Source organism: Burkholderia pulmonis, assembly GCF_984667975.1.
Genome location: NZ_OZ480186.1, coordinates 2,836,240 through 2,855,759 on the forward strand (window position 1 = coordinate 2,836,240; position 19,520 = coordinate 2,855,759).

At 68.7% G+C, this 19,520-nt stretch carries 21 protein-coding genes, 1 other RNA gene and 1 riboswitch; of the genes, 11 read left to right on the forward strand and 11 right to left on the reverse strand.

What is annotated here, in order from left to right; genetic code table 11:
- Positions 1–31: 31 nt before the first annotated feature.
- Complete coding sequence (locus AC5LXK_RS13125; protein WP_493389201.1) at positions 32–1,534, reverse strand: cobyric acid synthase; 1,503 nt, start codon at positions 1,532–1,534, stop codon at positions 32–34.
- Between the two features lie 74 nt (positions 1,535–1,608).
- Here AC5LXK_RS13125 and cobU point away from each other — a divergent pair, with 74 nt between their 5' ends.
- The 4 genes from cobU to AC5LXK_RS13145 are packed head-to-tail and all read left to right on the forward strand — an operon-like array spanning position 1,609 to position 5,027.
- Positions 1,609–2,163: a bifunctional adenosylcobinamide kinase/adenosylcobinamide-phosphate guanylyltransferase gene (cobU, locus tag AC5LXK_RS13130; protein ID WP_493389202.1), complete on the forward strand. Its 555-nt coding sequence runs from the start codon at positions 1,609–1,611 to the stop codon at positions 2,161–2,163.
- Positions 2,157–3,101, forward strand: a complete 945-nt coding sequence (gene cbiB, locus AC5LXK_RS13135; protein ID WP_493389203.1) for an adenosylcobinamide-phosphate synthase CbiB — start codon at positions 2,157–2,159, stop codon at positions 3,099–3,101. Before cobU ends, cbiB begins: the two co-directional genes overlap by 7 nt.
- Complete coding sequence (cobD, locus tag AC5LXK_RS13140) at positions 3,094–4,113, forward strand: threonine-phosphate decarboxylase CobD (protein WP_493389204.1); 1,020 nt, start codon at positions 3,094–3,096, stop codon at positions 4,111–4,113. The genes cbiB and cobD overlap by 8 nt, the downstream gene beginning before the upstream one ends.
- Positions 4,110–5,027: a cobalamin-binding protein gene (locus AC5LXK_RS13145; protein WP_493389205.1), complete on the forward strand. Its 918-nt coding sequence runs from the start codon at positions 4,110–4,112 to the stop codon at positions 5,025–5,027. The genes cobD and AC5LXK_RS13145 overlap by 4 nt, the downstream gene beginning before the upstream one ends.
- A gap of 105 nt (positions 5,028–5,132) precedes the next feature.
- On the opposite strand, the gene cobC is transcribed toward AC5LXK_RS13145, so the two are convergent.
- The 5 genes from cobC to AC5LXK_RS13170 all read right to left on the reverse strand — a co-directional run bounded on the left by cobC (position 5,133) and on the right by AC5LXK_RS13170 (position 9,395).
- Positions 5,133–5,717, reverse strand: coding sequence for an alpha-ribazole phosphatase (cobC, locus tag AC5LXK_RS13150; RefSeq protein WP_493389206.1), 585 nt, complete (start codon positions 5,715–5,717; stop codon positions 5,133–5,135).
- Complete coding sequence (locus AC5LXK_RS13155; RefSeq protein WP_493389207.1) at positions 5,702–6,478, reverse strand: adenosylcobinamide-GDP ribazoletransferase; 777 nt, start codon at positions 6,476–6,478, stop codon at positions 5,702–5,704. Before AC5LXK_RS13155 ends, cobC begins: the two co-directional genes overlap by 16 nt.
- Positions 6,468–7,523 (reverse strand): nicotinate-nucleotide--dimethylbenzimidazole phosphoribosyltransferase, encoded by a 1,056-nt coding sequence (gene cobT / locus AC5LXK_RS13160; protein ID WP_493389208.1) that lies wholly within the window; start codon positions 7,521–7,523, stop codon positions 6,468–6,470. The genes AC5LXK_RS13155 and cobT overlap by 11 nt, the downstream gene beginning before the upstream one ends.
- A gap of 61 nt (positions 7,524–7,584) precedes the next feature.
- On the reverse strand, positions 7,585–8,400 hold the full coding sequence (locus AC5LXK_RS13165; RefSeq protein ID WP_493389209.1) for an ABC transporter ATP-binding protein: 816 nt from the start codon (positions 8,398–8,400) through the stop codon (positions 7,585–7,587).
- Positions 8,397–9,395 carry a FecCD family ABC transporter permease gene (locus tag AC5LXK_RS13170; RefSeq protein WP_493389210.1) on the reverse strand — a complete coding sequence of 333 codons (999 nt, stop codon included), beginning with the start codon at positions 9,393–9,395 and terminating at the stop codon, positions 8,397–8,399. Before AC5LXK_RS13170 ends, AC5LXK_RS13165 begins: the two co-directional genes overlap by 4 nt.
- A gap of 159 nt (positions 9,396–9,554) precedes the next feature.
- Positions 9,555–9,806, reverse strand: a riboswitch (cobalamin riboswitch).
- A gap of 154 nt (positions 9,807–9,960) precedes the next feature.
- Here AC5LXK_RS13170 and AC5LXK_RS13175 point away from each other — a divergent pair.
- The 5 genes from AC5LXK_RS13175 (at position 9,961) to AC5LXK_RS13195 (ending at position 12,342) form a co-directional block, all read left to right on the forward strand.
- Positions 9,961–10,311 carry an ATPase gene (locus tag AC5LXK_RS13175; RefSeq protein ID WP_493389211.1) on the forward strand — a complete coding sequence of 117 codons (351 nt, stop codon included), beginning with the start codon at positions 9,961–9,963 and terminating at the stop codon, positions 10,309–10,311.
- Positions 10,308–10,622, forward strand: a complete 315-nt coding sequence (locus AC5LXK_RS13180; protein WP_006478091.1) for a cell division protein ZapA — start codon at positions 10,308–10,310, stop codon at positions 10,620–10,622. Before AC5LXK_RS13175 ends, AC5LXK_RS13180 begins: the two co-directional genes overlap by 4 nt.
- Positions 10,623–10,706: 84 nt before the next feature.
- Positions 10,707–10,888: non-coding RNA, 6S RNA (ssrS, locus tag AC5LXK_RS13185), on the forward strand.
- A gap of 71 nt (positions 10,889–10,959) precedes the next feature.
- The gene (locus AC5LXK_RS13190) at positions 10,960–11,421 is read left to right on the forward strand and encodes an EVE domain-containing protein (RefSeq protein WP_493389212.1); all 462 of its coding nucleotides are present in this window, start codon (positions 10,960–10,962) and stop codon (positions 11,419–11,421) included.
- 180 nt (positions 11,422–11,601) lie between these two features.
- Positions 11,602–12,342: an SIMPL domain-containing protein gene (locus AC5LXK_RS13195; RefSeq protein WP_493389213.1), complete on the forward strand. Its 741-nt coding sequence runs from the start codon at positions 11,602–11,604 to the stop codon at positions 12,340–12,342.
- A gap of 114 nt (positions 12,343–12,456) precedes the next feature.
- Here AC5LXK_RS13195 and lgt read toward each other — a convergent pair whose 3' ends face one another.
- On the reverse strand, positions 12,457–13,347 hold the full coding sequence (gene lgt / locus AC5LXK_RS13200; RefSeq protein WP_493389214.1) for a prolipoprotein diacylglyceryl transferase: 891 nt from the start codon (positions 13,345–13,347) through the stop codon (positions 12,457–12,459).
- An 89-nt stretch (positions 13,348–13,436) separates the two neighbouring features.
- Positions 13,437–14,351: a LysR substrate-binding domain-containing protein gene (locus AC5LXK_RS13205; RefSeq protein ID WP_493389215.1), complete on the reverse strand. Its 915-nt coding sequence runs from the start codon at positions 14,349–14,351 to the stop codon at positions 13,437–13,439.
- Between the two features lie 134 nt (positions 14,352–14,485).
- On the opposite strand from AC5LXK_RS13205, the gene ilvD reads away from it, so the two are divergent.
- A complete protein-coding gene (ilvD, locus tag AC5LXK_RS13210; protein WP_493389216.1) occupies positions 14,486–16,159 on the forward strand; it encodes a dihydroxy-acid dehydratase in 1,674 nt (557 codons plus the stop codon).
- Between the two features lie 127 nt (positions 16,160–16,286).
- Positions 16,287–16,613, forward strand: a complete 327-nt coding sequence (locus AC5LXK_RS13215) for a c-type cytochrome (RefSeq protein ID WP_493389217.1) — start codon at positions 16,287–16,289, stop codon at positions 16,611–16,613.
- A 132-nt stretch (positions 16,614–16,745) separates the two neighbouring features.
- Here the strand turns inward: AC5LXK_RS13215 and AC5LXK_RS13220 are convergent, their stop codons facing one another.
- Genes AC5LXK_RS13220 through AC5LXK_RS13230 form a run of 3 tightly spaced genes read right to left on the reverse strand, consistent with a single transcriptional unit; the run spans position 16,746 to position 19,495 of the window.
- Positions 16,746–17,507 (reverse strand): DUF2486 family protein, encoded by a 762-nt coding sequence (locus AC5LXK_RS13220; protein ID WP_493389218.1) that lies wholly within the window; start codon positions 17,505–17,507, stop codon positions 16,746–16,748.
- 25 nt (positions 17,508–17,532) lie between these two features.
- Positions 17,533–17,949: a DNA polymerase III subunit chi gene (locus tag AC5LXK_RS13225; protein WP_128842938.1), complete on the reverse strand. Its 417-nt coding sequence runs from the start codon at positions 17,947–17,949 to the stop codon at positions 17,533–17,535.
- A gap of 34 nt (positions 17,950–17,983) precedes the next feature.
- Positions 17,984–19,495, reverse strand: coding sequence for a leucyl aminopeptidase (locus tag AC5LXK_RS13230; RefSeq protein WP_493389219.1), 1,512 nt, complete (start codon positions 19,493–19,495; stop codon positions 17,984–17,986).
- Between the last annotated feature and the right edge of the window lie 25 nt (positions 19,496–19,520).

A 19,520-nucleotide genomic window follows, 5' to 3' on the forward strand; every position in this document is an offset into this window, starting at 1 on the left:
GCGGAAAATGCGAGCGCGAACCGCCGTCGTCTCAACGAAATTCGGCGTACAGCGCGTCGAGGTCGAGATGTTCGGCGAACGTGTCGGCCAGCCGCTCGAGCGATGCCTCACGCAGCGCCGGATAGTCGATGCGCTCCGCGCCGTCGAGCCCGGCCCACGCGAGCAGCGCCGCGCATGCATCGGGCGCGTCGAACAACCCGTGCACGTAGGTCGCGAGGATCTGGCCGTCAGCCGACATCGCGCCGTCGGGGCGCGCGCCATCCTGCGCGGCATCGGCTGCCAGCATCAGCGCGGGTGTCGCGAGCGCGGGCCCGCGGGTGTCGCCCATGTGGATCTCGTAGCCGCGCACGGCAGCCGCGCCCGGCAGCGCAAGTTGCCCCGTGACGTTCTTCAGCGTCTTGTCGGGTTGCAGCGTCGTGTCGAAATCGAGCAGCCCGAGCCCCGGCACGCTGCCGGGTGCGCCTTCGAGGCCGAGCGGATCGTCGAGCGTGCGGCCGAGCATCTGCATTCCGCCGCAGATGCCGATCACCTTCCCGCCGTAGCGCAGGTGGCGACGGATCACCGCCTCCCAGCCCGCATCGCGCAGCCAGGCGAGATCGCGCTGAACGTTCTTCGAACCGGGCAGGATCAGCAGGTCGGCGTCGGGCACCGGGCCGCTCTTCCAGTACGTGAATTCGACCTGCGGATGCGCACGCAGCGGATCGAAATCGGTGTGGTTGCTGATGCGCGGCAGCGCGGGCACGACGACGCGCAGCACGCCGGCCTCGCCACGTGCTGCGGCGCTGCACGCCTGCGCGGGCAGCATGTCCTCTGCGTCGAGCAGCAGCCCGTGCAGGTACGGCAGCACGCCGAACACCGGCTTGCCCGTCTGCTCGTGCAACCAGTCGAGCCCGGGTTCGAGCAGCTTGATGTCGCCGCGAAAGCGATTGATCACGAAGCCGCGCACGCGTGCGCGCTCGCTGTCCGACAGGCACGCGAGCGTGCCGACCAGGTGCGCGAACACGCCGCCGCGATCGATGTCGGCGACGAGCACGACCGGGCAGTCGACGCGCTCGGCAAATCCCATGTTCGCGATGTCGCCCGCGCGCAGGTTGATCTCGGCCGGGCTGCCGGCGCCTTCGACGATCACCGTGTCGTAACCGGCGCGCAAGCGCGCGTACGACTCGAGCACCGCGTCGAACGCGACCGGCTTGTAGTCGTGATATGCGCGTGCGTCGAGGTTCATGCGCGCCTTGCCGTGAATGATCACCTGCGCGCCGCGGTCGCTCGTCGGCTTCAGCAGCACGGGGTTGAAATCCGTATGCGGCGCGACGCCGGCGGCCAGCGCCTGCAACGCCTGCGCGCGGCCGATCTCGCCGCCGTCGGCCGTCACCGCGCTGTTGAGCGCCATGTTCTGCGGCTTGAACGGCGCGACGCGCGCGCCGGCGCGGCGGGCGAGGCGGCACAGGCCGGCGACGAGCGTGCTCTTGCCCGCGTCGGAGGTCGTGCCCTGGATCATCAGCGTGCCGCGCGGCCGCGGCTCGGGTGCATTCATCGTGTAAGGGTCGTGGCGAAGCGAAGGCCGCATTATCGCCCGCGCCGGCAAGCCCGCGCCGTTACAATCACGCGATGATTCCGCACGACCTCACCTTCGTCCTCGGCGGCGCGCGTTCGGGCAAGAGCGCGTACGCCGAGCAGCTCGCCGCCGACAGCGGCCGCCCCGTGACCTATATTGCGACCGCGACTGCCGCCGATGCGGAATTCGCGCAGCGCATCGCGCATCACCGCGCGCGCCGGCCGGCCGCCTGGGGCTTCGCCGACGCGCCCGTCGACCTCCCGGGCACGCTCGCGGGGCTCGACGATCCGCACGCATGCCTGCTTGTCGACTGCCTGACGCTGTGGCTCACGAACCTGCTGTGCCCGGCCGAAGGCGAACCGCTCGACGATGCGCAGTACGCGACGCAGGTCGAGCGGCTCGAGCGCGCATTGCGCGGCGCGCGCGCGAAGGTGATCGTCGTCAGCAACGAGATCGGGCTCGGCGTCGTGCCGCTCGGGTCGGTCACGCGCCGCTACGTCGACGAGCTCGGACGCCTGAACCAGCGCGTCGCCGCGCTCGCCACCCATGTGACGCTGCTCGTCGCCGGGCTGCCGCTCGACCTCAAGGCGGGAGCGCCGTCATGCTGATGCTGTCGCTGCCCGTCGTCGCGATGCTCGCGGTCGCGGCCGCGATCGTCGACCGCACAATCGGCGAGCCGGCCGGCTGGCATCCGCTCGTCGCGTTCGGGCGGCTCGCCGCACGCATCGAAGGCGCACTGAACACCGGCCGGCGCGGCCGCATGATCGGCGTCGCCGCGTGGCTCGCGGCCGTCGTGCCGCCGGTGGCCGTCGCCGCATGGCTCGTGTCCGTGCTGCCGTGGCCGCTCGCGGCCGCGCTGCACGTCGCGCTGCTGTGGTTCGCGCTCGGCGCGAAGAGCCTCGCCGACCATGTCGCACCGATCGCCGCCGCGCTGCTGCGGCACGACCTCGCGGCCGCCCGCACGCTGACTGCGCGCATCGTGTCGCGCGACACGAGCGACGCGGACGAAGGCGCGCTGTCGCGCGCGGCCGTCGAATCGGCACTCGAGAACGGCAACGACGCGATTTTCGGCGCCCTCTTCTGGTTCGTCGTCGCGGGCGGCCCCGGCGCGCTGCTGTTCCGCCTTGCGAACACGCTCGACGCAATGTGGGGCTACCGCACGCCGCGCTTCCTGACCTTCGGCTGGGCCGCCGCGCGCCTCGACGACGCGCTGAACTGGATACCCGCGCGCCTCACGGCCGCAAGCTACGCGCTGCTCGGCGACACGGCTGCCGCATGGCGCTGCTGGCGCACGCAGGCGCGCCACTGGGACAGCCCGAACGCCGGCCCGGTGATGGCCGCGGGCGCCGGCAGCCTGAACGTTCAGCTCGGCGGCCCGGCCGTCTATCACGGCGAAATCGAGGATCGCCCGGCGCTCGGCACGGGCGCGACGGCCACCGCCCTCCACATCGTCGCTGCGCTGTCGCTCGTCACGCGCACACTCGCGTTGTGGCTCGCGCTGCTGGTCGCGAGCGGCGCACTCGCCATGGCCACCCATCATGTCTGATACACGCATCGCGCACGGCGGCAACCTGCATGAGGCCGCCCGCCGCCACGGCATTCCGTACGACGCATGGCTCGACCTGTCGACCGGCATCAATCCCGTCGGCTATCCGGTGCCGCCCGTCCCGGCCGATGCGTGGCGCCGGCTGCCCGACGACGGCGACAACCTCGCGGCCTGCGCCGCGCAGTACTACCACGCACCCGATCCCGCACACGTGCTGCCGGTTGCCGGCAGCCAGGCCGCGATCCGTGCGCTGCCGGCGCTGTTGCCGGCCGGCGACGCCGGTGTCGCGGCACTCGCCTACGGCGAATATGCGCCTGCGTTCACGCGTCACGGCCATCGCGTCGTTCCACTCGATATCCGCGCCGCTACGCTGCCAGCGACACTGCGCCACGTCATCGTCGGGAATCCGAACAACCCGACCGCGGAATGCGTACCGGCCGAGCGCCTGCTCGGCTGGCATGCGCAGCTCGCCGCGCGCGGCGGCACGCTGATCGTCGACGAGGCGTTCGCCGATACGGGCGCAACGCCATCGCTTGCGCCGCAGGTCGATCGCCCGGGGCTCGTCGTGCTGCGCTCGGTCGGCAAGTTCTTCGGGCTCGCCGGTATCCGTGCGGGCTTCGTGCTCGCGTGTCCCGACCGGATCGTCGCGTTGCGCGACATGCTCGGCGCGTGGACAGTCAGCGGTCCGGCACGTCACGCGGTGGCCGCGGCGTTCGCCGATCGCGCGTGGCAGGCCGCCGCCCGCGAACGGCTCACGGCCGACGGCGAACGCCTGGCCGCGCTGCTGCGCGCGCACGGCTTCGCGGTTCGTGCGACACCGCTCTTCAGCTGGACCGACGACCCGCGCGCCGCCGCGCTGCATGCGGCGCTCGCGGCACACGGAATCTGGACGCGACACTTCCCGACACCGTCGAGCATGCGCGTCGGCCTGCCGGGCAGCGAAGCCGAATGGCAACGGCTCGGCGACGCGCTCGCGCATTGCGTGCCGACGCTGCAACAGGAATCCGCATGAATCCGTGCATGCTTCACCGGCTCGCGCCGGTCGCATTACTCGCCGCGCTCACTCACGTGCCGCTTGCCCACGCCGATGTCTCGACACGCGACGACGCCGGCAATACGGTCACGCTGCCTGCGCCCGCACAGCGCGTGATCAGCCTCGCCCCGCACGCGACAGAACTCGTCGACGCGGCCGGCGGCGGGACAAAACTGGTCGGCACCGTCACGTACAGCGACTATCCGCCCGCTGCGCAGGCCGTGCCGCGCGTCGGCGACAACAAGGCGCTCGACCTCGAGCGAATCGCCGCACTGAAGCCCGACCTGATCGTCGTCTGGCGGCACGGCAACGCCGAGCGGCAGACCGACGCGCTGCGCGCGCTGCACATCCCGTTGTTCTTCAGTGAACCGAAGCATCTCGACGACGTGTCGTCGTCGCTGCGCCGGCTCGGCACGCTGCTCGGCACGCAACCGGCGGCCGATGCGGCCGCGGACGCCTACACGCGCGACATCGCGGCGCTGCGCGCACGCTATGCGGCACGCCCGCCCGTCACGATGTTCTTCCAGGTCTGGGACCGGCCGCTGATGACGCTCAACGGCGCACACCTGATCAACGACGTGATCGAACTGTGCGGCGGCCGTAACGTGTTCGCATCGCTCAAGCCGCTCGTGCCGACCGTCACCGACGAAGCCGTGCTCGCGGCAAATCCGGAGGCGATCGTGACGACGAGCGCCGGCGCGACCCGTTCGAACGACGCGCTGCCGAGCCTTGCCCGCTGGCGCGCATGGCCCGCGCTGACGGCCGTGGCGCGCAACAACCTGTTCGCGATCGACGGCGATCTGCTGACGCGGCCATCGCCGCGGATCGCGCAAGGCGCAGCTGCGCTGTGCGAGGATCTCGATGCCGCGCGTACGCGGCGGCCGGCGCACTGATTTTCGGCGACTGGTGCGCGCGTCGCGCACCGGTGCGTGGCGCATCCGATGCATCGGATGCCGCTGACCGCACGCCGCGTCGTTCACATGCGGACGCCGTTGCGCCTATGCGTCCCAGCGCACGACTTCCCACACTCGCGTCGCGGCATCCGCACGCAGCCAGACGACACCGCCGGTCGGCACCGGCCGCGACAGCAGCGTATCGAGCGGCACACGCAACGCATGCGATGCGAATGCACGGATCACGCCCGCGTGCGTGACGACCCATTGCGACCCGTCGATCTGTGCCATCGCATCGGCCCGCCGTGCCACACGTGCGACGAACCGCGCGACGCTTTCGCCACCGTGTACGCACGCATGCATCAGGTCGGCCGCCCATGCGTCGAGTGCCGCGCGGTCGATGTCGTCCCAACGCTGCATTTCCCACGCACCGAAATCCATCTCCTGCCAGTCGGCATCGCACTGCAGCGGCACGTCGAATGCCCGCGCCAGCCGTTCGGCAACCGACGCGCAGCGCGTCAGCGGGCTCGTCCACAGTTGTTCAGGCAGCGGCGCGCCGAGATCCGACAGATGCGCGCGCACCGCCTGCGCGCCGGCGTCGGCCGGCGCGGCGAGCGGCACGTCGCTGCGGCCGTAGCATACGCCTGGCTCGACACCGACGGCCGGGTGACGGATCAGGACGACGTCCATCCGAGCACCACGAGATAGATCGCCAGTTCGCTCAGCTGCTGCGCGAAGCCAAGACAGTCGCCCGTATAACCGCCGATCCGCTTCACGAAATAGCGGGCCGCCCACGCGCGCACGAGGACGAGCGCGACGCATGCGGCAACGCCCATGCGCCAGTCCGGCCAGAACAGCCAGGGCAATCCGAATACCGCCGCGACGCATGCCGAGCGCGCGCCCATCCGTTGCGCGACCGGTTTCGCCTTGCCTTCGGGCCGCACGTAGTCGAGCGTCATCAGCAGGCTCACGGCGGTCGCGCGGCTCGCCGCATGCGCGGCGATCATCGTCCATGCGGCACGCAACGGCAGCATCGACGCAAGCGCCTGCCATTTCACGCCCAGCGAGATCACGAGCGCGACCGCGCCGAACGTGCCGATCCGCGAATCGTGCATGATGCGCAGCACGTCGTCGCGCGTATAGCCGCCGCCGAACGCATCGCAACTGTCGGCCAGGCCGTCTTCGTGGAAGGCGCCGGTCGCGAGCAGCGTCGCGGCCATCGACAGCCCGACCGCGATCGACACCGGCAGCGCGCGCAGCGCCACCAGATAGACCAGCGCACCCCACGCGCCGACGCATGCGCCGACGAGCGGGAAATATCGCGCGGCCTGGTCGAGATCGCCGGCCGCATAGCCGATCGAACGCGGCACCGGCACGCGCGTGAAATAGCCGAGCGCGACGAAGAAGTAACGCAGTTCGGCCCGCACGCCGCGCGCGCGATCAGGCGTCACGATTGTCGACGCCGGCGGACTCGAAGCTCGCCATCTCGCTGAGGAAGGCCGCCGCCGCGCGCACGAGCGGCAGCGCGAGCGCCGCGCCCGTACCTTCGCCGAGCCGCAGGTCGAGCGCGAGCAGCGGCTTCGCGCCGAAATGCTCGAGCATGCGCCGGTGCCCGGCCTCGTGCGACGTATGCGAGAACACGCAGTAGTCGCGCACGCCGGGGGCGATGCGTTCGGCGACGAGCAGCGCGGCCGTCGCGATGAAGCCGTCGACCAGGATCGTCATCCGCTCGCTCGCGGCCGCGAGGTACGCGCCCGTCATCATCGCGATCTCGAAGCCGCCGAACGTCGCGAGCACGTCGAGCGGCGCAACCGCGTGCGAATGCCTGACGAGCGCACGGCCGAGCACTGCGCGCTTGTGCGCAAGCCCCTGGTCGTCGAGGCCCGTGCCGCGGCCGACGCATGCGTCGATCGGCACGTCGAGCAGACGGCTCATCAGGCACGCGGCCGACGACGTGTTCGCGATCCCCATCTCGCCGAAGCCGATCACGTTCGTGCCGAGCGATGCGTGCAGGCGCACGCGCGCCGCGCCGGCGGCCAGCGCCGTCATTGCCTCGTCGCGCGTCATCGCCGGCTCCGCCGCGAAGTTGCGCGTGCCGCGCGCGACCGACAGCGACACCAGCCGGTCCGACACGGGCAGCGGCGACGCGACGCCCGCATCGACGATCTCGAGCGTGCTCTGCGCGACGCCCGAGAACGCGTTGATCGCCGCGCCGCCGGCCAGGAAATTCGCGACCATCTGCGCGGTCACCGCTTGCGGATAAGGACTGACGCCCTCGGCCGCGATCCCGTGGTCGCCGGCGAACACGATCGTCACGGGACGCTGCACGACCGGCCGCTCGGTGCACTGGATCAGGCCGATCTGCAGCGCGACCGCCTCGAGCTGGCCGAGGCTGCCGGGCGGCTTGGTCTTGTGGTCGATCACATGCTGCAGGCGCTTACGCAGCGCGTCGTCGAGCGGCGCGATCGCGGGCGGGAAGTGGGTCGGAGTCGTCATCGAGAAGCCGTGTCGTTCGCGCGGCATGCACCGCGCATCGGAAGAATCGGGAAAGGAAAAGTCATTGTCGCGCAGGCCACGCCGGCAGCAGCGCATCGCGGCCGTTCTCGCGAATCAGCACGAGCGGATAGCCGAACGCATCGCTTGCACGCTCGGGCGTCAGCACGTCGTGCACGGGGCCGGCCCATGCGTGGCCGCGGCCATCGAGCAGCAACGCATGCGTCGCGAAACGCCGCGCGAGATTCAGGTCGTGGCACGAGAACAGCACCGTGCGCGGGCCCCCGTCGAGCCATGCGGCCAGCGCGGTCAGGCAATCGATCTGGTGATGCAGGTCGAGATGCGCGAGCGGTTCGTCGAGCAGCATCAGCGGCGCATCCTGGCACAGCGTCGCGGCCAGCGCGACGCGCTGCCGCTCGCCGCCCGACAGCGACAGCACGTCGCGCGACGCGAGCGCGGCCAGATCGAACGTCGCGAGCGCATCGCGCACGGCCTCACGGTCGCCGTCACGCTCCCAGCCCCAGCCGCCAAGATACGGAAAGCGGTTGAGCAGCACCGTGTCAAACACGGTCGCGCTGAACGCGTCGTGCAATTGCTGCGGCATCAGTGCGCGACGCTGCGCGAGTTGCTCGGGCCGCCATGCGGCTAGCGGCCGGCCGTCGATCTCGACCTGTCCGCCGGCCGGCGGCTGCAGCCCCGCGAGCGTCGCGAGCAATGTCGTCTTGCCCGCGCCGTTCGGCCCCGCGACACACCAGATCTCGCCGGGGCGGAACGCCTGCGTGAAGCGGTCGAGCAGCGTGCGTGCGCCGGCCTTCAGCGTCAGAGCGGCAGCCATGTAACGCATGTCGCCGGCAGCGGCATGCAACGCGTTGTCCGTCATCGCATCGGCCTCCTCAGCAACATCCACAGGAACACCGGTACGCCGATCAACGCGGTCATCACGCCGACCGGCAATTGCGCGGGCGCGATCGCGGTACGGGCGAGCAGGTCGGCCGCCATCACGCCACCGCCGCCCGCGAGCATCGCGGCCGGCAACAACATCCGCTGGTCGTTGCCGAACGCAAGCCGCAGCGCATGCGGCACGACGAGGCCGACGAAACCGATCGTGCCGGCGGTCGTCACTGCGGCCGCCGCGGCCAGCGACGCGACGAGATAGATCCGCACGCGCAGGCGCGCGACCGGCACGCCGAGCGCGAGCGCGGTCGCGTCGCCGCGCAACAGCACGTTCAGCTGCGGCGCGGCCGGCAGCGCGACGCATGCGGCCAGCAACAGCGCGCCCCACGCGAACCACGGCGCCGTCACGCCGTTCAGGTCGCCCGTCAGCCAGAAGATGATGCCGCGCAACCGCGCATCGGGCGCGAGCGACAACAGCAGCGTGACGAGTGCGCCCCACCCCGCCGCGATCACGACGCCCGTGAGCAGCAGCCGCGGCGACGCATCGCGCGAATCGCCGCGCCACAGCTCGCGGCGTGCAAGACCGAGCACGAGCGCGACCGAGACGAGCGAACCGGCGAACGCCGACGCGTCGACGAGCCACCACGCACCGCCCGCGATCATCGCCACGAACGCGAAGCCGGCTGCACCGCCGGACACGCCGAGCACGTACGGCTCCGCGAGCGGATTGCGCAGCAGCACCTGTAGCAGCGCACCGGCCAGCGCGAGCAGCGCGCCGCACGCGAAACCCGCGAGCGCGCGCGGCAGGCGCAGCGTCCGGACGATATCGGCGAACAGCGCATCGCCGCCATGCGGCACGAGCGACGCGAGCGCCTGCCACGGCGACATCGGCACGCTGCCGATCGACAGCGACGCGACGAACAGCAACGCGACGACGGTAGCCAGCGCGGCCCAGATCGCGGTGGCGCGTGCGGCGCTCATGCCGCGCGCAGCCGTGCGCATGACGCGCGGCGCGTCCGCTGGCGGTAGCCGGCCGGGCGCGACATCGGCGCCTGGCGGATGATTGGGGTCGGCATCGAAGAACATTCCGTCAAGCATTGCGCGCCCCGCTTCCCCGCAGGCCGCGCGTCACGAAGCCCGTGCGGGCTTCCCGTCTCGGCCGGTATCCGGGCTGGCGGCGGTCCGGCTCGCCTTCCCGCGCGTTTCACGCGCAGTGGCCCGCGCCCGCGTGCGACAGCTGCACGCAAAACGCGCCCGAGCCGGCCTGCGTCAACGAACGCGGCCGCTTACCGTTGCGGGGGCAGCGCAGGTTGACACGCTCCCGGAGCGTGCGCCCTGCTTCCCGTTTAACCGCGCGTGCCACGCGCGAGCACCGAGGCGGCGCCAGTTTAGGAGCCGGTCGCACAAGCGTCAAGGAAGCGCCCGAACCCGCGCATGAAGCACCGATTCACGGCAAGAAGCAGGGCAGTTACGACTGGAAACGTTACAGATGTCGGTTTGCGCGTTATTCCGCGCTAAAATGCTGGGTCTTTAGAGGACGCAGCAAATGCTCAACGAACTCGAAACCTTATCTCAAAATATTGGCCGTCTGATTTCGCTGAACAAGCGCTATCACTCGGAACGGCTCGCGCTCGAGGAGCAGGTCGCGCAATTGCGCGCGGAAGCGGACACGGTCCGCGCGGAACTCGCGGAACTGCGCGACGAACGCAATGCGCTCGCGGCCGAGCGTGACACGCTGTCGGCAAAGATCGACGACGCTCAGGTGAAACTGAACGCGATTCTCGAAAAGCTGCCGCGCTCGAAAAGCGCGGAGCAAGCCGACAACCAGCTCGACCTGCTGGATGCGCAGGCGCGTGCGGATGGCGATGACGCGGCCAGCCACGGAGAACATGCATGAGCACCAAGCAGATCGAAGTCTCGATCCTCGGTCAGCCCTATCGGCTCGCCTGTTCGGCCGAGACCGAAGCGGCGCTGCTCGAGGCAGTCGCGCGCGTCGACGCCGAAATGTCGAAAATCCGCTCGAACAGCTCGGTGCGCGGCACCGATCGCATTGCGGTGATGGCGGCGCTGTCGCTCGCATCGGAATTGCTGCGGCTGCAAACGAGCGTGCGACACGGTGAAGCATTTCCGGCGGAGGAAATCCGTCGTACAATGCATCAGATGAACGAACAGCTCGGCGCGGTGCTCGCACAGCACGAGACGCAGTAACGTTTTAATCGATGCGTCGATTCCCCTTGATCTCGGCGATCAACGGTGGTCAAATTGGCGCATCGAAGAATCACAGTTCAGTCAGCTTCCCTGCCTGGTTCGCCAAGGTCATATATTCCTTGAACCAATGCCATGTGCACGGTTGCGGAAATTTGTAGCACGGGCGCGCGCGTCACTCTGTCTGATGTACCCGAAGTGCTGCTAACTGCGACCAATTCTGAACCCCAGGTTCAGGATGCCGGCCTAGCGGCCAAGGCGGGGGCCTATCCAACGGCATCGGGCGAATCCCGATGCCGTTTTCTTTTGTAGCAGCCTCTTTCTGCGTCGATCACGATCCATGCAATACTGGCTGATGAAGTCCGAACCGGACGAAGCAAGCATCGACGATCTCGCCAACGCCCCGCAGCGCTCGCTGCCGTGGACCGGCGTGCGCAACTATCAGGCGCGCAATTTCATGCGCGACACGATGAAGATCGGCGACGGCGTGCTGTTCTATCACTCGAGCTGCCCCGAGCCGGGCATCGCGGGCCTCGCCGAAGTGTCGTCGACGCCCTACCCCGATCCCACGCAGTTCGATCCGAAAAGCCCCTATTACGACCCGAAATCGACGCAGGAAGCGCCGCGCTGGCTGCTCGTCGACGTGCGTTACGTGAAGAAGTCGCCGCTCGTGCCGCTCGCCGCGCTGCGCGACCACGACGAACTCGCCGACATGCGCGTGCTCGCGCGCGGCAACCGGCTGTCGATCACGCCCGTCACACGCGCCGAATGGCGGTTCATCACCGAAAAGCTGATGAAGTAGGCGTGCGCCAAAGGTCAAATCTGGTCAGCCTGTACCGCCGCGACGGAACTCGCGGCACTTTCGCGCAGCCTAAGCAACCGCTGTCGGCCGATCGGGCCGGCTGTCGTTTTTTTGTCGCGCGGTACGCCCGCGTCGTGCACGCGTGATCCGCGTGCACGCCCTCGCACAAGGAGTCCAACAATGACCAAGAAATCCGCACTCGCGCTGTCGCTCGCCCTCGCCGCCGCCGTTCCCGTCGCGCTGACGCTCGCGTCGCCCGCCGCGCACGCACAGACGGCGAATCCGCATTTTCCGGAGCCGGCCGGCGTGCTGTCGCTTTCGTCGCAGGCCAGTGCAGACGTGCCGCAGGACATCATCCACATCACGCTGTTCTACGAGCAGCAGGCCAAGGATCCGGGCAGCCTGACGGCGCAATTGAACCAGCGCGCCGACGCGGCCCTGTCGCAGGCGAAGGGCGTATCGGGCGTCACCGCACACACGGGCGCGTTCTCCGTGTATCCGAGCACCGATCGCGACGGGAAGATCTCCGCATGGCGCGGCCGTACCGAGGTGGCGCTCGAATCGCGCGATTTCGCCGCGGCGTCGAAGCTGGCAGGCCAGTTGTCGAACCTGATGCAGGTCGCGAACGTCGAGTTCTCGCTGTCGCCTGAAGCACAGCGCACGGCCGAACAGAAGCTCACGACCGAAGCGATCAAGTCGTTCCGCTCACGCGCGGATGAAGCGGCCAAGGCATTCGGCTACAGCAGCTACACGATCCGCGACGTGAATGTCGGCAGCGGCCGCAACGTGCAGCCGTACACGCGCATGATGGCGATGGCCGCGGCACCGATGGACAGCGCGAAGATGAGCGCGCCGATCGCGGTCGAAGGCGGCAAGGCCACCGTGTCGGTCACCGTCAACGGCTCGGTGCAGATGAAGTAACGCGCGTCGCGCAGCTTGTCAGAAACGAAAAACGCCGGCCCGAGGGCCGGCGTTTTTTTCATCTGCATCCGAATGGGCGATGCACGCGCGGGTCGCGCGTACATCGATACCGCGTCACGCAGCCGCATTCGCCGCGCGGCGGCGATACGCCCAGACCATCAGCGCGATACCCGCGAGGATCATCGGCAGCGACAGCCACTGGCCCATCGACAGGCCGAGCGCAAGCAGGCCGAGGAAGTCATCGGGTTCGCGTGCGAACTCGACCGTGAAGCGTGCGAGGCCATAGCCGATCAGGAACAGCGCCGACACGGCACCCATCGGCCGCGACTTGCGCGAGAAGAAGAACAGCGCGAAGAACAGCGCGATACCTTCGAGCGCAATTTCATAGAGCTGCGAAGGATGGCGCGGCAGCATCTGGTATTGCATGAACACGTCGGCGAGATGCCACTTCTCGACGAGCTCCGGATGTTTCGGCAGCCATGCCGCATCGTCGCGCATCGCGCCCGGGAACATCATCGCCCACGGTGACGTCGGATCGGTCACGCGGCCCCACAGCTCGCCGTTGATGAAGTTGCCGAGCCGCCCGGCCGCGAGCCCCGTCGGCACCATCGGCGCGACGAAATCGGTGACCTGCAGCCAGTGCCGCTTGCGTTGCCACGCGAACAGCACCATCGCGAGCGTCACGCCGAGGAAGCCGCCGTGAAACGACATGCCGCCTTCCCACACCTTGAACACGTCGAGCGGATGCGAGAAGTAGAAATCGGCCTTGTAGAACAGCACGTAGCCGAGCCGGCCGCCGAGCACGGTGCCTAGCACGCCGTAGAACATCATGTCGTCGATGTCCTTCGCGGTCCAGCCCTGCGCCGCGACGTGCGGCAGTTTCAGGCGGATCCGGCCGACGACGATCGCCGCGATGAAGCCGACGAGATACATGAGGCCGTACCAGCGCACGGCCAGCGGCCCGAGATGGATCGCAACGGGGTCGAAATTCGGGTGAATGATCATGGGTTAGCGAAGAAGTTTTCGAATACGGTACGGCCGCCGCACGTGCGCAGCACCGCGCGTTGGACGGTACGCGCGCACCATCGTTCACGTCATGCGGCAAGACCCTGCGCGCGCACGACGTCGATGAAGCCGGCGAGCACGGGGCTCACGTCGCCCGTGCGCCACACCAGCCCCGTCTCGACGACCGGCGCGTGACCGGCGAGCGGCCGGTAGACCACGCCGGTGCGCCGCAGGTTACGCAGCGATTGCGGCACCAGTGCAACGCCCATGCCGGCCGACACGAGGCTGACGATCGTCTGCATCTGGATCGCCTCCTGGCCGATGTGCGGGGTTTCCCCCGCTGCGCCGTAGCAGCCCGTAATGATGTCATAAAAGCCGGGCGCCAAACGACGCGGAAAGATCACGAGCGGCAATGCGGCGACCTCGGCGAGATGCACGGGCGCGTCCTCGGGCCCGTCGGACGCCGAGGCCGGCATCGCGACGACCAGCGGCTCGCGCACGACGGGCAGGTACGACAGCCCGGCCGCATGGCGCGGCGGCACGGGCGGAATGACGAGCCCCGCGTCGATGCGCCCGGCGACGAGCTCGTCGATCTGCACGTCGCTCGTCGCCTCCGCCAGCTGCAGGCGCACCTGCGGATAGCGCGCGCCGAACGCCCGCAGCAACGACGGCAGCAGCCCGTAATCGGCCGTCGACACGAACGCGAGCGACAGCGAACCGGCCTCGCCGCGCGCGAGCCGTCGCGCCAGCGGCGGCAGCGCGTCTGCCGACTCCAGCAGGCGGCGCACGTCGGGCAACAACGCCGCGCCGACCGTCGTCAGCGCCACCGAGCGCTTGGTGCGCACGAACAGCGCGACGCCGAGCGCGTCCTCCAGCGCCCGGATCGCCTGCGACAGCGGCGGCTGCGTCATCGACAGGCGCTCGGCCGCACGGCCGAAATGGCGCTCGTCGGCAACGGTTGCGAAATAGCGCCACTGGCGCAGGTCGGGGGTCGGATCGGCCATGCTCGACTCATTCATAAAACAACTTAATAAGCGACAAATAATATATTGGACATCCCAATCAGGAAACTCCATTCTTGATTGATCCGAACCGGCGCGCCCTCACGAGCGATGCCCCTACAACGATGGAGCCCCCCATGTCGTACAACCGTCGCTCGAAGCACATCACGCAAGGCGTGGCCCGTTCGCCGAACCGCTCGATGTATTACGCACTCGGCTACCAGAAGGACGATTTCGACAAGCCGATGGTCGGCATCGCGAACGGCCATTCGACGATCACTCCGTGCAATTCCGGCCTGCAGCGCCTGTCGGACGCCGCCGTCGACGCCGTGCGGTCATCTGGCGCGAACCCGCAGATCTTCGGCACGCCGACGATTTCGGACGGCATGTCGATGGGCACCGAAGGCATGAAGTACTCGCTCGTGTCGCGCGAGGTGATCGCCGACTGTATCGAGACCTGCGTGCAGGGCCAGTGGATGGACGGCGTGGTGGTGGTCGGCGGCTGCGACAAGAACATGCCGGGCGGCATGATCGCGCTTGCGCGCCTGAACGTGCCAGGCATCTACGTGTACGGCGGCACGATCCGCCCCGGCCACTGGAAGGGCAAGGACCTGACGATCGTGTCGTCGTTCGAGGCCGTCGGCGAATTCACCGCGGGCCGGATGTCGCAGGAGGATTTCGAAGGGGTCGAGAAGAATGCGTGCCCGACGTCGGGCTCGTGCGGCGGGATGTACACGGCGAACACGATGAGTTCGTCGTTCGAGGCGCTCGGGATGTCGCTGCTGTATTCGTCGACGATGGCGAACCCCGACCAGGAAAAAGTCGATTCGGCCGCCGAATCGGCGCGCGTGCTGGTCGAAGCCGTGAAGCGCGACCTGAAGCCGCGCGACATCATCACGAAGGAATCGATCGAGAACGCTGTGTCGGTGATCATGGCGACGGGCGGCTCGACCAATGCGGTGCTGCACTATCTCGCGATCGCGCACGCAGCCGAGGTCGACTGGACGATCGACGACTTCGAGCGCATCCGCAAGCGCGTGCCCGTGATCTGTGACCTGAAGCCGTCCGGGAAGTACGTCGCGACCGATCTGCATCGGGCTGGCGGGATTCCGCAGGTGCTGAAGATCCTGCTCGACGCGGGGCTGCTGCACGGCGACTGCACGACGATCACCGGCCGCACGATCGCCGACGAGCTGAAGGACGTGCCGGGCGTGCCGCGCGCCGACCAGGACGTGATCTTCCCGATCGACCGCGCGCTGTACAAGGAGGGCCATCTGGCGATACTGAAGGGCAATCTCGCGGAAGACGGTGCGGTCGCGAAGATCACCGGCCTGAAGAATCCCGTGATCACGGGCCCGGCCCGCGTGTTCGACGACGAACAAAGCGCGATGGATGCGATTCTCGGCGACCGGATCCAAGCGGGCGACATCCTCGTGCTGCGCTACCTCGGCCCACAGGGCGGCCCCGGCATGCCGGAAATGCTCGCACCGACTTCCGCGATCATCGGCAAGGGGCTCGGCGAATCGGTCGGCTTCATCACCGACGGCCGTTTCTCGGGCGGCACCTGGGGCATGGTGGTCGGCCACGTCGCGCCCGAGGCGTTCGTCGGCGGCACGATCGCGCTCGTGCAGGAAGGCGACCCGATCACGATCGACGCGCACCGCCTGCTGCTGCAACTGAACGTCGACGATGCGGAACTCGCGCGCCGCCGTGCCGCGTGGCGGCAGCCGGCACCGCGCTATACGCGTGGGGTGCTCGCGAAGTTCGCGGCGCTCGCCCGGCCGGCGAACAAGGGTGCCGTCACGGGTTGACGCGGGCGCGTCAACCCATGCGCCCCCAATAGGCATGGCTGCCCGGGGAACGCGCAAAACGCGCTTCCCCTTTGCTTTTATAATGCGCGGACCATGAAGCCGGCTGTCCCCGCCGGCGGAGAACCGCATGAAACAAACGATATTGCGCGGCCTGCTCGCCACGCTGCTGATCGGCAGCACAGCGGCGGCGCGCGCCGACCAGGCTGACGGGCTCGCACTTGCGCAGCGCAAGAACTGCATGGCCTGCCACGCGATCGGCAAGCCGCTGATGGGTCCGTCGTTCCGCGACATCGCCGCCAAATACGCGGCGCGCGGCGACGCCGTCGACTATCTGGCCCAGTCGATCGTGAAAGGCAGTGTCGGCGTATGGGGCAGCGTGCCGATGCCCGCCAATACGCAACTGACGAACGCCGAAGCCCACACGCTTGCCCAATGGGTGCTGTCGGTGCGCTGAACCGGTTGCCCCGGACGAGGTGAGCCCGTTGTACCAGGCGCGCCTGCACCGACTGACCGGTGCCTCACCGGCAGCTTCGCCGGCATCGACCGGAACCGCACCCTCTTTGCGCCGTCGCAAACGATCGCGCTTTCAGCCCGAATGACCGGTGCGGCGGCGCGCGATCTCTTCGTCGACCGCGTCGCGAACCCAATCCATGACCTCGGTTTCCAGCGCGAGTGCGACTTCGCGCGTGATCTGGCCGACGAGCCAGGCCGAATGCTCGTGCAGCGCGTCGCGACAGCGTGCTTCGATCGCTTCCCGCCCCGCTCCGGTCAGATAGTTCGTCAGGCGATTGCGGAGACGCTCGGCGATATGCTGCGCATCTTCCGGCGTCAGCCCGGCTGCAGCCTGCACATCCGGTTGTGATACTGCGCCGGGCAGAACCGCCTCCGGCATTGCCGTGTCAGGCGCCTGCCCGACCGTTTCGTGCGCCATCCCGGCAAACGCGTGCGGCGGCATGTCGCCATCGACCAGCGACGACTGCAGCGGCGCCGTCATCGCCGCCGCATCGTCGGCGACCACATGCTCCGCGGCGGCCGGCTCGGCCGGCGCATCGGTCTCGCCCGCGGCGGCCGCAGCGACCGTCGCCACGTCGCCCGGAAGTTCGACGGCCGGTACATGCGGCGTCGGTACGGGTTCAACGACCACGGATTCGGGGTCGGTTTCCATATTGACGGGACCGGCCGGCGCCGCGCCCGCGGCACCCGGTGCGATCACGTCGGTGAGCACCGGAATCGCCGCACTGTCGTGCGGCTGCGGTGCGGCAGACGCAGGCGAGCGTGCCGGCACCGGCTTGCCCGGCACCAGGACATCGGTCAGCGTCGGAATCGAGGATGAATCGGCTTCTGTCACGGGAACACTCCGTCGACGGTTGCGGCTAGCTGCCCTGCTTGTAGTTGTTCAGCGCGTATCCGCGATCGCGGTAGAACCGGTAGCGGTCGCGGCCCGCGGCGAGCTCGTCCGGCGCGTTGCCGACCACTTCGAGCAGACGCTCGAAGCGGGCGAACTGCGCGGGCACGGCCGCGCCGAGGTTCAGCAGCACGTGATGATGCGGCGTGCGGTCGAGATCGGCGGCCAGCACGATAGGCGTGCCGGCTGCGTGCTCGCTGTCGACGCCGCAATGCGGGATGAAATCGAGCGGCGAAAACGTCCAGAGCCGCTCGTCGAGCGCGCGCAGGCGCGCAGGCTCGGCGAGCACGACGACCGGCTGCCCGGCCTGGTAGGCCTTGCGCAGCAGCCGGCACGCGTACGCGAGCGAATCGCCGACGTTCGAGTGGAAATCGATCCGCGTCATTGCCCGCGTACCCGCATCGTCGTCAGCACCGCCATCACTGGCCGGCGCGGTCGATCAGGAACTGCGCGAGCAACGGCACCGGACGGCCCGTCGCCCCCTTCGCCGCGCCACCCTTCCAGGCGGTGCCCGCGATGTCGAGGTGGGCCCACGGATAGCTCTCCGTGAAGCGCGACAGGAAGCACGCGGCCGTCACGGCGCCGGCCGGCCGGCCGCCGATGTTCGCGAGATCCGCGAAGTTCGACTTCAGCTGGTCCTGGTACTCGTCGTCGAGCGGCATGCGCCATGCCGGGTCGTTCGCCTCGCGCGACGCGTCGAGCAGTTCGCCCGCGAGCGCGTCGTTGGTCGAGAACAGGCCGCTGTTGTGGCCGCCCAGCGCGATCACGCACGCGCCCGTCAGCGTCGCGACGTCGATCACCGCAGCCGGCTTGAAGCGCTCGGCATACGTGAGCGCATCGCACAGGATCAGGCGGCCTTCGGCGTCGGTGTTCAGCACTTCGATCGTCAGGCCCTTCATGCTGGTGACGATGTCGCCCGGCTTCGTCGCGTTACCGCCCGGCATGTTCTCGCAGGTCGGCACGATCGCGACGACGTTGATCTTCAGGCCCATCTCGGCGACTGCGCGCATCGTGCCGAGCACCGAGCCCGCACCGCACATGTCGTACTTCATCTCGTCCATGCCCTCGCCCGGCTTCAGCGAGATGCCGCCCGTGTCGAACGTGATGCCCTTGCCGACCAGCACGACCGGCGCGGCCTTCGCGGCGGCGCCCTGGTAATGCAGCACGATGAATTGCGGCGGCTCGACCGACGCACGCGCGACCGACAGGAACGAGCCCATCTTCAGCGCCTGGATCTGCTTGAGGCCGAGCACTTCCGCCTTCAGGCCCCAATCCTTCGCGATCTTCTTCGCGGTGTTGCCGAGGTAGGTCGGCGTGCAGACGTTGCCGGGAAGGTTGCCGAGATCGCGGGTCAGATCCATCCCGTTCGCGAGGGCGACGGCCTGCTTGACCGCGACCTTCGCGGCCTTTTCGTCCGCCGGGTCGACGCTGAACACGACGCGCTTGAGCGTGTGCGACACCGGCTCCACCTTGCTCTTCATCTGCGTGAAGCGGTAGGTCTCGTTGCGCAGCGCGAGAATCGCGGCGCGCACGCCCCAGTCGGAGCTACGCTCGTCAACCGGCAGTTGCGCGAGCGAGAACGTGACCTGGACGACCTTCGTCGCCAGCAGCGCACGCCAGGCGGCCGTCACCGCATCGTTGTAGGCTTTCTGATTGAAAGCATCCTGCTTGCCGAGCCCGACGAGCAGCACGCGCGATGCGCCGATGCCCGATACTTCGTGCAGGAACAGCGTCTTGCCGCGCTTGCCGTCCATGTCGCCGGCCTTCACCACGCGCGAAATCAGGCCCTTGGTGGCCGTGTCGATGTCGAGTGCGGCGCCCGAAAGGGTCTGCGCCTCGAAGATGCCGAGCACGATGCAGTCGGACTTCCCGGTCAGGAACCCCTTGGCCTCGCCTTTGCTCCAATCACAGCCTTTTATGCTAAAGTCCATCGCGCTTGTCCTCGGATAAAATCTG

Coding starts and splice junctions, on each gene's coding strand:
- AC5LXK_RS13125 (WP_493389201.1), bottom strand. CDS start 1,534: ATGAATGCACCCGAGCCGCGGCCGCGCGGCACGCTGATGATCCAGGGC.
- cobU (WP_493389202.1), top strand. CDS start 1,609: ATGATTCCGCACGACCTCACCTTCGTCCTCGGCGGCGCGCGTTCGGGC.
- cbiB (WP_493389203.1), top strand. CDS start 2,157: ATGCTGATGCTGTCGCTGCCCGTCGTCGCGATGCTCGCGGTCGCGGCC.
- cobD (WP_493389204.1), top strand. CDS start 3,094: ATGTCTGATACACGCATCGCGCACGGCGGCAACCTGCATGAGGCCGCC.
- AC5LXK_RS13145 (WP_493389205.1), top strand. CDS start 4,110: ATGAATCCGTGCATGCTTCACCGGCTCGCGCCGGTCGCATTACTCGCC.
- cobC (WP_493389206.1), bottom strand. CDS start 5,717: ATGGACGTCGTCCTGATCCGTCACCCGGCCGTCGGTGTCGAGCCAGGC.
- cobT (WP_493389208.1), bottom strand. CDS start 7,523: ATGACGACTCCGACCCACTTCCCGCCCGCGATCGCGCCGCTCGACGAC.
- AC5LXK_RS13165 (WP_493389209.1), bottom strand. CDS start 8,400: ATGACGGACAACGCGTTGCATGCCGCTGCCGGCGACATGCGTTACATG.
- AC5LXK_RS13170 (WP_493389210.1), bottom strand. CDS start 9,395: ATGAGCGCCGCACGCGCCACCGCGATCTGGGCCGCGCTGGCTACCGTC.
- AC5LXK_RS13175 (WP_493389211.1), top strand. CDS start 9,961: ATGCTCAACGAACTCGAAACCTTATCTCAAAATATTGGCCGTCTGATT.
- AC5LXK_RS13180 (WP_006478091.1), top strand. CDS start 10,308: ATGAGCACCAAGCAGATCGAAGTCTCGATCCTCGGTCAGCCCTATCGG.
- AC5LXK_RS13190 (WP_493389212.1), top strand. CDS start 10,960: ATGCAATACTGGCTGATGAAGTCCGAACCGGACGAAGCAAGCATCGAC.
- AC5LXK_RS13195 (WP_493389213.1), top strand. CDS start 11,602: ATGACCAAGAAATCCGCACTCGCGCTGTCGCTCGCCCTCGCCGCCGCC.
- lgt (WP_493389214.1), bottom strand. CDS start 13,347: ATGATCATTCACCCGAATTTCGACCCCGTTGCGATCCATCTCGGGCCG.
- AC5LXK_RS13205 (WP_493389215.1), bottom strand. CDS start 14,351: ATGGCCGATCCGACCCCCGACCTGCGCCAGTGGCGCTATTTCGCAACC.
- ilvD (WP_493389216.1), top strand. CDS start 14,486: ATGTCGTACAACCGTCGCTCGAAGCACATCACGCAAGGCGTGGCCCGT.
- AC5LXK_RS13215 (WP_493389217.1), top strand. CDS start 16,287: ATGAAACAAACGATATTGCGCGGCCTGCTCGCCACGCTGCTGATCGGC.
- AC5LXK_RS13225 (WP_128842938.1), bottom strand. CDS start 17,949: ATGACGCGGATCGATTTCCACTCGAACGTCGGCGATTCGCTCGCGTAC.
- AC5LXK_RS13230 (WP_493389219.1), bottom strand. CDS start 19,495: ATGGACTTTAGCATAAAAGGCTGTGATTGGAGCAAAGGCGAGGCCAAG.